Source organism: Marinobacter sp. (genome assembly GCF_041984545.1).
Taxonomy (GTDB): Bacteria; Pseudomonadota; Gammaproteobacteria; order Pseudomonadales; family Oleiphilaceae; genus Marinobacter.
The window spans coordinates 100548-112443 of record NZ_JBHIXV010000007.1 but is presented as its reverse complement, the minus strand read 5'-3'; the positions used below and the strand labels follow the sequence as shown (position 1 = coordinate 112443).

Here is an 11896-nt window from a genome sequence, read left to right as displayed (position 1 = left end):
TCATGAACCGGGATTGGCTGCCAATACGAACAACCCCCTGGACCCTGGGCCTGATCCTGCTGACCCTTGTACTATTGGTTCAGATCAGCGCCCTGCCGCAACGCCTGGACTTCTGGCTTTACGACCAGGCCATAACCTCTGCCCCTCCCCGGATCTCAGACGACGTGGTGCTGGTCACCATTGATGAGCGGAGCCTGGGTCATCTTGGGCGCTGGCCCTGGCCGAGGAACCTGCATGCGGAGCTGGTCTCCAAACTCCACCAGGCCGGCGCGAAGACCATCGTGTTCGACATCCTGTTTTCAGAGCCCTCCCCCGACGACGCATTACTGGCAAAGGCGATGAGGCGACACGGCAATGTCTTCCTTCCGGTTTACCTGTCTCCGCCGACCTCCCGTTATCTCCTGCAGGAACAACTGCCTGTCGACCCGCTCGCCAGTGCCGCTGCCGGCCTGGGCCACGCTCACGTGGAGCTGGACAGTGACGGGGTAGCCCGCGGCCTGTATCTCTACAACGGGATGGGTCAGAAGCTGTGGCCCAGTCTTTCCCTGGCGGTGACCGGCGCCGAGCCGGACCGGGTATCAACGGCGGATGCACCTGCCTATGTGAACGTCCGATCCGGTTATCGGGCCGTTCCCCTTGCCGGGGGTGCAGGCTCTATTCCCGCCTATTCCTATTCGGAGGTTCTCAACCAGCCACCCTCACCGGAACTGTTCCGGGATAAAACGGTGTTCGTCGGCGCCACCGCCGCCGGTTTCGGTGACATTCTGCCCACACCGTTCTCCGGGCTGAGCCGGCCCATGTCGGGGGTCGAGTTTCACGCCAATGTGTTCTCTGCCCATCAACTGGGACTGCTGATCCGCACGGCTCCACCCTGGGCCGCCGCCCTACTGACAGCCCTGGCCATCCTGACGTTGGCAGCGGTATTGCCCAGGATGCGGCCGGCACGCACCCTGCTCGCCTGCGGCGCGGCGGCGCTTTTGCTCCTCGGTCTGTTTCTGTTCGGCCTGTTCCGGCTGGGCTGGTGGCTTCCCGTAGCCAACGCACTGCTGGTTCCACTGCTGGCCCTTCCGGTGTCCAGCGGGCTCCGACTGGCCATGACCAATCGCTTCCTGAACCGGCAACTGGACGACCTGGCGCGAAGCCCGCAGGTTTCCCTTCCTGCCCCGGCGGGCCGCCATCCGACCCAACTCCTGGAGCATTTCCGGGCCCTGCTGAGGCCGGAGGGCTGGCTGCTCATGGAGGAAAACGAGCTGCTTGCTGCGAATGGGCTGGTACCGGATGACATCCCGGCCGGCCTCGAACCGGGCTACTGGCATCACGACAGCAACCGCAGCTGGATCCGACTGCTACGGGGCGGTACCCGTTACCATCTAGGGCTGTTATTACCGAACGACCTTGGTCGTGAGGCCATCCAGCGTTACCTTCGCAGGCTGCGCCTTGAAGATCCGGCACAGACATCGCACTCGTCCAGGCCAAGGGAGAACATTTCGGCACGGATCGAGCGGGTCCGTCTGGCTACCGAGCGACTCAATCACATGCAGGAGTTTATTCGGCGCAGCTTCGAGCACATGCCGGATGGCATTATCGTGACCGACGAGCTGGGTGTGATTCGCTTCGCCAATGGCCACATTGAGGAATGGTTCCAGGAGCCGATGCCGAGCCTCGGCGGCCTGCCACTGGTCAAACTGCTGGAGGGCCACGACCCGAGGGAGACACCACCCTGGCATGAAACCGTATCCGACACCCTGACCCTGCAGCAGAGCCGCACAGTGGACCTGAAGATCCGCCACAAGGACTTTCTCATTCACTTTGCGCCCTTCGCCCTGCCCGATGGTGACCAGCAAGGCATCATTGCCAACATATCCGACATCTCTGAACTTCGGGAGCAGCAGCGACAGCACCGGGAGGCGATCGACTTTATCTCCCATGATGTGCGCTCACCCCTGGTGTCTCAGCTTGCGCTGATCGAACAACTGAAGCGTGACCCGAGCCATATCGATCAGGAACAGCTGGACCAGTTGGGCCGACTGGCGCGGCGAAGCTATCATCTGGCCGAGGAATTTGTTCAGTTGGCCCGGGCCGAGCAATTAACAGAAACCCGCTTTTATGAATGTGAGTTTCTGTCCATCGTGGAGAACGCCCGCGATAGCGTCAGTGAACAGGGCGTTGAGAAGCAGATCCAGATCCAGCTCCATGGCAGTGAGGATCTCTGGCTGAAGGGTAACGCCGAACTGCTGGAGAGAGCCGTCATTAACCTTTTGACGAACGCCATCCAGTACAGCCCGGAAGCGTCTACCGTGAGCATTCAGGTATTCCGGGCCGGCCATCAGGCCTGCCTCACCATCGCCGACGAGGGCAGCGGCATAGATCCAGACGAGCTACCACATCTGTTTGATCGTTACCGGCGCCAGAAACGCACAGAGCTCGCTGGCATTCACGGTACAGGCCTGGGCCTGTCCTTCGTGAAAACGGTCGTTGAAAAGCATCGTGGAGAGATTTCGGTGGCATCAAGCCCGGGGCATGGATCGGCGTTTACGCTGAAGCTGCCAATCGCAAACCCGCTTCAGTAAGGCGAGCCGGCCTCGAACCGGCTGTGAATCATGAACTGATCGATTTGCTGACAACCTCAGACGGGGCGCTGATCAGACCATTAATGTCCTGAACCTGGATCGTAAAGTACCAGGTACCCGTGGCGAGGCCCCCGATCCGGTAGGACATGTCAGCCTCGGCCGCCGCATTTTCGACAACCACCTGCTTGGTCAAGTCCCCTGCATCCTGACCATAGCGAATTACATACTTATCAAGCTCCCCCATCGGGATACTTTCGCCGTTCACCCGGGTTAGCGGCGCTGTCCAGCTCAGGGTTGCTGCACCCTGCCCGCCACCGCCGGAGCTTCCACCCCCACAGCCCGTTAAAACGATCCCTACTATGCACGCGGCAATCCATGCCTTTGACATTTTAATGACGCGCTTCATATGGATTTGGAACCAAAATGTCGTCGAATTTTAAAAATTTTACAAAACAGACCGAATTATCTATGTGAAGCCCGTCATTTCCCAAGTTACGAAATTGTCAATTTCTCGTCAGGAATCGGTAAGAAAGCAAAGGAAGTCTCTGAATTATCGGGCAAAAATTTGCCCGCAGAAGACAGAACGGGGCGCACGCATGCTACGGAAGTTGTACGGGCAGACTGGAAGGTGAGATTGCATCGGTGGGCGGTGACGGGAAATAAAAAAGCCCGCTGTTGCGGGCTTTTCGAAAGTGGTAGCGGGGGCTGGATTCGAACCAACGACCTTCGGGTTATGAGCCCGACGAGCTACCAGACTGCTCCACCCCGCATCAAAACTGGTTGTTGCCGGGGCACCCCCGATCAACGTGCGCGTATATTAAGGATTAGATGAGAGGCTGTCAATCGATATCTTCGAAAAGATCGGTCCGGAAAACGGGTTCGGACTCAGCGGCGGGGCCACCGCTAAACCAACCCACCTGGTCAATTACCTCCTGAACCGGGCGGAAGGACCGACGGTGTTCCGATGTCGCCCCAAGGCGGCGCAGGGCCTCCAGGTGGACAGGCGTCGGGTAACCTTTGTGCTGGGCCAGCCCGAACCCCGGGAAACGCTCTTCCAGGGCTTCCATTTCCCTGTCTCGGGTCACCTTCGCCAGAATGGAAGCCGCGCTGATGGCCTCAACTCGACTATCTCCCTTGATTACCGGCTCCGACGGCCAGTGCCATTTGGGGCAACGATTACCATCCACCAGAACATACTCCGGCGGAATCGACAGTCCGCAGACCGCTCGCTCCATGGCGAGCATGGTCGCCTGGTAGATGTTCAGCTCATCTATTTCCCGGGCCTCGCATCGACCAATACTCCAGGCCAGCGCCTGATCAAGGATCTGCTCATACAGGGCGTTTCGGCGCTTTTCAGTCAGTTTCTTCGAATCGGCCAGGCCAGCAATGGGCCTGTCGGGGTCCAGAATCACCGCGGCGGTAACGACAGCACCGATCAACGGGCCGCGCCCTACTTCATCCACGCCCGCCAGCAGGGATCCGGTATAACGACATTCGAACGGAGGCAACGGAACCCTGGCCATTATCGCCCTGTATTCTCAAGCAGATCGGAGATGGCCTGGGCTGCCTTTTCATCGGCATCCTGCCGAAGGGTCTGGTGTAACTCGGTAAACGCCCCTTTCAGCCGCACTCGCTCATCCGTGTTCTCAAGCCGCTCGAGTACGGCGGCACCAAGACTTTCCGGGGTGGCGGCGTCCTGCAGCAGCTCAGGCACCAGCGGCTGCCTGGCAAGCAGATTGGGCAACGCGACATGGGGCACCTTCACCAGCCGTGAGACCAGTGCATAGCTGAAGCCACTCAATCGATAGCCCACCACCATGGGCTTTTTCAGCAACATGGCTTCCAGAGTGGCGGTACCGGAGGCGAGCAGCACCACATCGGAGGCTGCCATCACATCCCGCGAGCGTCCCCGCACGATGGTGACAGGCAGCTTGACGGCGAGTGCGTCCACCAGGGCCCGCACCTGCTTCTCACGTTCCCGGTTCACACAGGGAATCACCAGCTGCAGGTCCGGCCGCTTTTCCTGAATCCAGCGGGACGCCTCCAGAAACAGTGTGCCCAGTCGCTCCACCTCACCGGCGCGGCTGCCGGGCAGCACTGCCAGAACCGGCGCCTCGGGGTTCATGCCCAGAGAGACCCTCATCGCCAGCGTATCGGGCTCCATCGGGATCCGGTCGGCCAGCGGGTGGCCCACAAACGCCACAGGCACCTGATGCTCCTCGTAGAATCGGGCCTCAAACGGAAACAGGGTAAGCATCAGGTCCACGGATTTCGCAATTTTGAAAATCCGCTTCTGCCGCCAGGCCCACACTGAAGGGCTCACGTAGTGGACAGAGGGGATGCCAGCCTCACGACAGCGTCGCTCGATGGCAAGGGTAAAATCCGGGGAATCGATGCCGATCACGACATCCGGCGGCGTGGTAAAGAAGTAATCGAGCAATCGGGCCCGAATGCGGAACAGCTCACTGATACGGCCCAGCACTTCCACCAGCCCCATCACGGAAAGCCGCTCCATGGGCACCAGGGAGTGGAAACCCTCGGCCACCATCTCCTCGCCACCAATACCGACGAAACGGGCGTTCGGGTAGCGCCGCCGCAGGGAGCGAATCAGGCCGGCACCAAGGATATCCCCCGATGCCTCACCGGCAATAATGCCAAAGGTCCGTTTACTCTGGCTGATCATTGCGTGAGAGGGTTCTGTCACCAACAGGCTCCCGCCGGGTTAGCGGATGATGCCGCGGTGCGCTCCGCGCAATGAATCGATGAGGGGTCGAATTTCTGCAACATCGGCAAAGGACTTCTCAAGCTCTTCCACGGCCTGCTCGGTGGTGAGCCCCTGACGGTAGATAACCTTGTAGGCCCGGCGCAACGCCAGCAGCACTTCGCGGCTGAAGCCACGACGTTTCAGCCCTTCCACGTTCATGCCATGGGGCTGCGCCGACTGGCCACTGGCCATGACGTAGGCGGGAATATCCTTGAGTACGATACTGCCACCGGCTGCCATGCTGTGGGGGCCAATGTGGCAGAACTGATGCACCATGGTGCCACCGCCCAGAATCGCATAGTCACCCACCGACACATGGCCTGCCAGGGTGGCACAGTTCGCCAGAATGGTGTTGTCCCCTACGATGCAGTCGTGGGCCACATGGACGTAGGCCATCAGAAGATTACCACTGCCAATGCGGGTTTCACCGCGATCCTGGACGGTACCGCGATGAATCGTGCAGTTTTCGCGGATAACGTTATTGTCCCCGATCACCAGCGTGGTTGGTTCGCCGGCGTATTTCTTGTCCTGACATTCTTCACCGACACTGGAAAACTGGAAAATGCGGTTGTTCCTGCCAATGACCGTTGGCCCTTTGATGACCACATGGGAGAGGATTTCGGTGTCGTCGCCAATTTCCACGTCCGGGCCAATATAACTCCAGGGACCAACGGTGACGTTGCTCCCCAGTTTGGCTGACGGGTCCACAATTGCCTGAGGATGGACACCCGACCAGTCATTTGTCGCCATCAAACTTCTCTCTCAGCGGTAAGAATCTCTGCCACGCAAACGACTTCGCCGTCGACCAGCGCGCGACAATCAAATTTGTAAATGCCACGTTTTCCGGAAATAAATTCCGATTCCATGCACAACTGGTCCCCGGGCAGCACCGGGCGCTTGAAGCGCGCTTTGCTCGAACCAGCGAGGTATTGTACCACGCCGTCCGAGGGTTTCCGGCCGACCGTCACAAACCCGAGAATGCCTGAAAGCTGGGCCATGGCCTCTATGATCAACACGCCGGGCATAATCGGATTGTTCGGAAAATGGCCCTGGAAGAACGGCTCGTTGAACGAAATATTCTTGTACCCCTTGATCGATACGCCTTTTTCGACCTCCGTTACCCTGTCCACCAGCAGGAAAGGGTATCGGTGCGGCAGGTATTCCAGAATTTCGTCAATCTTCATCATGTTGATTGGCCTCAGCCCTTGAGTTTCTTTTCCAGTTCTTTTACTCGTCGCGCCAGCACGTCCAGCTGACGAAAACGCACCGCATTCTTTCGCCACTGGCGGTTGGTATCGGCACTGGTGCCGGAAGAGTACACGCCTGGCTCACGAATATCACCGGTGACCAGGGTCATGCCAGTGAGGTGCACGTGGTCTGCAATCTCAAGGTGCCCGGCAACGCCCGAGGCACCACCAAAGACACAATGGCGCCCGATACGGGTACTGCCGGCAATGCCCACCATCGCTGCCATGGCACTGTGGTCGCCGATGCGCACGTTGTGGGCCACCTGAATGAGGTTGTCGAGCTTGACCCCGTCTCCGATCACCGTGTCATCGAGGGCGCCACGGTCAATCGTGGTGTTGGCGCCAACCTCAACGTCATCGCCCAACACCACCCGGCCCAGCTGGGCAATTCTCTGCCAAGCGCCTTTTTCATTGGCAAACCCGAATCCGTCGGAGCCAATCACCGCACCGCTGAGGATATGGCAACGCTGGCCAATCACCACATCATGGGCCAGGGTAACGCGCGGCCGAATCAGGCTACCTGCGCCGATACGGGTTCGGGCACCCACTACGGTGCCCGCGCCCACCACGACCTTTTCACCGATATTGGCCTCAGCTTCCACGACCACATGGGGGCCAACGCTGGCGTCGTCGGCGATGGTGGCTGTCGGGTCAATCACAGCCGTAGGGTGGATGCCGGCGGGTGCCTTCGGAGCCGGGTCGAACCAGTGGCTCAGGCGAGCATACCCAAGGTAAGGGTTATCGAGTAACAGGACATTGGTGGCAACATCCTCGGCGGAGGCAGGTGAAATGATGACTGCCGAGGCGCGGGTGTCAGCCAGGTACTTGCCGTAGGAGGGGTTGGCCAGAAAGCTGATCTGCCCGGGGCCTGCTGCCTGTAGCGTAGCCAGCCCCGAAACCCGGATTTCGGGATCGCCCCGAAGCTCCGCACCGAGGGCGCTGGCGACATCTCCCAGGCGATACGTCCGATCTGTCATTATGCTCTCTCCAGCCACATTCCGGTCGATCCTGTGGGCGTCAGGATCAACGGTTGAGTTTGTCCAGAAGCTGGGAGGTCAGATTCATTTCCGGCTTCACATAGACCACCGCCTCGCTGGGCAGGATCAGGTCCAGATCATTCTCTTCAAGCAGTTCCTTTACAGCGGCGTCTACCTCGGGGCGGGCCTGCTCCAGGAATGCCTGCTTGCGCTGGTTGACAGTCGAGTCCAGGCGTTGTTTCAGGAAGTTGAATTCCTTGACCTTTTCCTGGAACTCGCTGGCCAGCTTGTTACGCTCACTTTCATTCATCATGGCGCCGTCTTTCTCCAGGCGCTCCTGCAGCTTGCGCGCGGCTTCCTGGGCTTCGCGCACACGGGCTTCATCCCCGGCGAAGTCTTTCTGCAGCGTTTCGCTGAAGGCCTTGGCGTCGTTGGAGGAAAAAAGCGCCTGGCGCAGATCGACAACACCGATCCGGGTCTCTGCCATGGCCGGCGACGCCATCGCCATAACCGCTGCAGTGATGATCAAAAGGAATCGGGACATTGGTTTTCTCCTGGTTTTCATCCGTTGGTTGTTATTATCCATGCTTTAGAAGGTCTGGCCCAGCGAGAACTGGAACACCTGGGTATCGTCACCCGCCTTGTCGTTCAGCGGGTAAGCCAGACTGAAGGCCAGTGGGCCAACCGCGGTAATCCACTGGAAACCGACCCCGGCCGCGGTTCTGACCTCACCCAGTTCAGGATCAAAGCCACGAGCGGTATCAAAGACCTGACCGGCGTCCAGGAAGAACGATGTCCTCATGGACCGGGTGTCGCCCGCAAACGGTGTCGGGAAGATCAGCTCCAGGCCGCCCTCGGTGAGCAGGTTACCACCGAAGGGGTCCGGATCAGAAAGGTCGTTGGGGCTGTTGGTCGCCCTCAGGCCCAGTGAGTTGGCCTCGTAGCCACGAACAGAACCGTAGCCACCTGTGTAGAAGTGCTCGTAGAACGGCATCTGGGTACGGTCACCGTAACCGTCGCCATAGCCGATTTCCGACCGCGCCCGGAAAACCCAGCGGTTGTTATCGGTGATCGGGAAATAGAAATCGGTCTTGTGGGTGGCCTTGTAGAACGTAAGGTCACTGCCCGGCACTGCCACATCCAGCGACAGTGAATGACTGTAGCCGTCGGTGGGAAGGACGCCACGGTTCAGGGTGCTGCGGCGCCAGCTTCCAAACAGGAAATAGTTGGTGAAGGAGTCACCTTCCTCATCAATGAATTCCGTTACCTCCTGAGAGGTGAACAGGCCTTCCTTGATGTTGGATTGGGTGACGCCGGCACCGAAGTTCAGTCGGGTAATACTGTCTATCGGATAGCCGAAAGTTACCCGGCCGCCGTATTCGTCCAGCAGGAAGGAGGAAATATCCTCTTCCTCATAGTCGGTTTCCCGGGCAAAAAGGCTGAAGCCGCGGCTCACACCATCCACGGTATAGTAGGGATCAAGGTAGGAAATGTTGGCGCTCTTGACCGAGTCGCTGACATTCACCCCAAAGGAGACCCGTTTGCCGGTACCGAAGAAGTTGTTCTCCGACACGTTGGCCCCGAGGATGACGCCAGAGTTCTGGGAGAAGCCCACGGAGGCGGAGAGACTGCCAGTCGGCTGCTCTTCGACGGAATAGTTCACATCCACAAGATCATCCGTGCCTGGCACCGGAACCGTGTCGACGTTGACGGTCTGGAAAAAACCCAGTCGCTCGAGCTTGGTCTTGGAGAATTCGATCCGGTCCGAGGAAGCCACTCCCCCTTCCATCTGGGTCATTTCCTGGCGGAGTACGTCGTCACGGGTGGAAACGTTACCCTCGAAGTTGATGCGACGTACATAGGCGCGCTTGCCGGGCTCTACAAAGAAAGTAACCGCCGCGGTGTTATTTTCACCCGGCTCAGGTACCGCGTTGACATTGGCGAACGCATAGCCCTCGCGACCAAGCCGGAAGGCGAGCGCCTCGGAAATGGCGGTCATGCGGGAGCGGGAGAACACATCGCCCTCCTCCACCGGAATCAGGGATCTGAGTTCTTCCTCGCCGACGATCAGCTCGCCCCGGAGCCGGATCTCGGAGATGGTGTACTGCGGCCCCTCGTTGAGGGCAATGGCAATGAACACCTTCTGCTTGTCCGGAGAGATGGACACCTGGCTGGACTCGACGTTGAAGTCCAGATACCCGCGATCCAGATAGAAGGAACGCAACGATTCCAGATCGCCGCTCAGACGTTCTCGGGCGTATTTGTCGGAGTTGGTGATCGAGTTCCACCAGCTGGTGGTCTCCAGCTCGAATAGCTCCTTGAGTTCCTCGTCGGTGAAGTCCCGGTTGCCAATCAGGTTGATGTGATGAATGGCGGCCACGGACCCTTCATTGATCTCAAGACGGATTGCAACCCGGTTACGGGGCAGTTCCTCCGCCGTTGCCTTCACCCTGGCGTTGTAGCGACCCTGAGCAATGTAGGAGCGCAGGATTTCCAGTTCCAGGCGTTCCAGGGTGGCTCGCCTGAATACCTGGCCTTCCTGGAGTCCGGCGCCGGCCAGCGCATCCATAAGCATTTCGGTTTCGATATTCTTGTTGCCCTCAATTTCGATATCGCTGATGGAGGGCCGCTCGCGCACCGTCAATATGAGAACGCCCGCATCCCGACTCGCCTCTATATCGGTAAAAAGCCCTGTTCTGAACAGGGCCTTGATGGCATCGGCCAGCTCGGTTTCATCCAGCTGCTCGCCAATGTTCACCGGAAATGCGGAAAATACCGTGCCTGCAGAAACCCTCTGCAAACCCTCAACTTCAATATCCGAAACCGTGAACTGATCGGCCATGGCCGACATCGGAACGGACACTGCCGCAGCGAGGCCGACGGCTACACCTAGAAGAGAACGTCTCATTCAAATATTTCGCCTGGTTAATGCGCGTAAGGAGCTCGCAATTCTCACAACCGCATCAGGTCGTTGTAAAGAGCAAACACCATTAATGTGAGGATCATTGCCATACCGATTCGTAATCCGAATGCCTGGGCCTGCTCGGAAAGCGGCTTCCCGCGGAGCGCCTCAATGGAGTAGTACACAATATGACCACCATCGAGCACCGGCACCGGCAGAAGATTGAGAATACCCAGACTCACACTCAGATAGGCCAGAAACCGAACGAAGTCCTCAAACCCGGAACTGACGCTGGCCTCGGCCACTCGGGCAATGGTGATTGGCCCACTGAGGTTGTTGGGTGAAAGCAGCCCGGTAATCATTTTCTGGATGGCCACCAGAGTGAGCCGCGTGTCGGCCCAGGTCTCGCTCAGTGCAACCGGCAGGGCGGCAATCGGACCATAGCTGACGTCCCGCAGCACCTCCTCTGGCCAGGTTACCGCCTCGACGCCGGCACCAATAAACCCGATTGTCTCGCCCCCGTCCTCTGTGCGGGCTTCGGGCGTCACCTGGAACACCTGCTCGGAGCCGCCTCGTTCCACGGTAATCTGCAGCGTCCGCCCGGGCGCATTACGAACGCGCTCCACCAGATCAAACCAGCTACCGACAGGCTCGCCCTCCACCGCCAGCACACGGTCTCCGGTTTTCAGACCGGCGGCCTGGGCCCTGCCGTCATTGGAAATCTGGCCAAGAACCGGTGGGATCGCCGGTCGCCAGGGGGTAATGCCGAACTCCGCCAGCGGATTGGGCGTGTCTTCACTCAGTCGCCAGCCGTCCAGTGGCCCGCTTATGGTTCCACGGGCGCCATCGTCCGATACGCTGAGGGCGATGTCTCCATGTTCGCCGGTGCGCTCAAGAATGCGCATATTCACATCGCGCCAGGAAGACACCCGATGTCCGTCCACAGAGTGAATTTCCATGCCTTCCTGCAGCCCGATTCGCTGGGCAACGCTGCCATCGGCAACCTCGCCGACAATCGGGGCAACGTGGGTAACGCCAACCACGCCCAGCAGCCAGTAGGCCGCTATGGCAAACAGGAAATTGGCCACCGGGCCCGCCGCTGCAATAGCAATACGCTGCCCCGGAGTCTTGGAGGTGAAGGCCTGGTCGCGAAGCTCCTCCGGAACGGGGCCTTCCCGCTCGTCCAGCATTTTTACATAGCCACCGAGTGGAATGGCCGCAACCGCAAATTCGGTCCCGTGCCGGTCGTACCAGGAGAATATGGGCTTGCCGAATCCGACGGAGAAGCGCAACACTTTCACGCCACACCGCCTGGCCACCCAGAAGTGGCCAAATTCGTGCAAGGTGACCAGGATGCCCAGGGTCAGCGCAAGCGCAAGAACGGTTTCGATAATCTGCATAATCTTCCCGATTGATGGCTTCGGCAGCGCGCCTTC

10 protein-coding genes and 1 tRNA gene are annotated in these 11896 nt (G+C 59.3%); 1 reads left to right on the top strand and 10 read right to left on the bottom strand.

The annotated features are described in order from the left end of the window. Positions 1-2 precede the first annotated feature (2 nt). Complete coding sequence (locus ACFC20_RS05365; RefSeq protein WP_375192100.1) at positions 3-2570, top strand: CHASE2 domain-containing protein; 2568 nt, start codon at positions 3-5, stop codon at positions 2568-2570. 28 nt (positions 2571-2598) lie between these two features. Here the strand turns inward: ACFC20_RS05365 and ACFC20_RS05360 are convergent, their stop codons facing one another. The 10 genes from ACFC20_RS05360 to rseP form a co-directional block, all read right to left on the bottom strand. Next, a complete protein-coding gene (locus tag ACFC20_RS05360; protein WP_375192099.1) occupies positions 2599-2763 on the bottom strand; it encodes a fibronectin type III domain-containing protein in 165 nt (54 codons plus the stop codon). A gap of 500 nt (positions 2764-3263) precedes the next feature. Then, positions 3264-3340, bottom strand: a tRNA-Met gene (locus ACFC20_RS05355). Between the two features lie 69 nt (positions 3341-3409). Continuing rightward, positions 3410-4093: a ribonuclease HII gene (gene rnhB / locus ACFC20_RS05350; protein WP_375192098.1), complete on the bottom strand. Its 684-nt coding sequence runs from the start codon at positions 4091-4093 to the stop codon at positions 3410-3412. Continuing rightward, entirely contained in the window at positions 4093-5253 is a 1161-nt protein-coding gene (lpxB, locus tag ACFC20_RS05345) for a lipid-A-disaccharide synthase (protein ID WP_375192114.1), read from the bottom strand. Before lpxB ends, rnhB begins: the two co-directional genes overlap by 1 nt. 39 nt (positions 5254-5292) lie before the next feature. Beyond that, positions 5293-6084, bottom strand: coding sequence for an acyl-ACP--UDP-N-acetylglucosamine O-acyltransferase (lpxA, locus tag ACFC20_RS05340; RefSeq protein WP_375192097.1), 792 nt, complete (start codon positions 6082-6084; stop codon positions 5293-5295). Further along, positions 6084-6521 carry a 3-hydroxyacyl-ACP dehydratase FabZ gene (fabZ, locus tag ACFC20_RS05335; protein ID WP_375192096.1) on the bottom strand — a complete coding sequence of 146 codons (438 nt, stop codon included), beginning with the start codon at positions 6519-6521 and terminating at the stop codon, positions 6084-6086. Before fabZ ends, lpxA begins: the two co-directional genes overlap by 1 nt. A gap of 11 nt (positions 6522-6532) precedes the next feature. After that, a complete protein-coding gene (gene lpxD, locus ACFC20_RS05330) occupies positions 6533-7558 on the bottom strand; it encodes a UDP-3-O-(3-hydroxymyristoyl)glucosamine N-acyltransferase (RefSeq protein ID WP_375192095.1) in 1026 nt (341 codons plus the stop codon). A 46-nt stretch (positions 7559-7604) separates the two neighbouring features. After that, the gene (locus ACFC20_RS05325; RefSeq protein ID WP_091992126.1) at positions 7605-8102 is read right to left on the bottom strand and encodes an OmpH family outer membrane protein; all 498 of its coding nucleotides are present in this window, start codon (positions 8100-8102) and stop codon (positions 7605-7607) included. A gap of 45 nt (positions 8103-8147) precedes the next feature. Further along, positions 8148-10466 (bottom strand): outer membrane protein assembly factor BamA, encoded by a 2319-nt coding sequence (gene bamA, locus ACFC20_RS05320; protein ID WP_375192094.1) that lies wholly within the window; start codon positions 10464-10466, stop codon positions 8148-8150. 44 nt (positions 10467-10510) lie between these two features. Next, positions 10511-11860: an RIP metalloprotease RseP gene (gene rseP / locus ACFC20_RS05315; protein ID WP_375192093.1), complete on the bottom strand. Its 1350-nt coding sequence runs from the start codon at positions 11858-11860 to the stop codon at positions 10511-10513. Between the last annotated feature and the right edge of the window lie 36 nt (positions 11861-11896).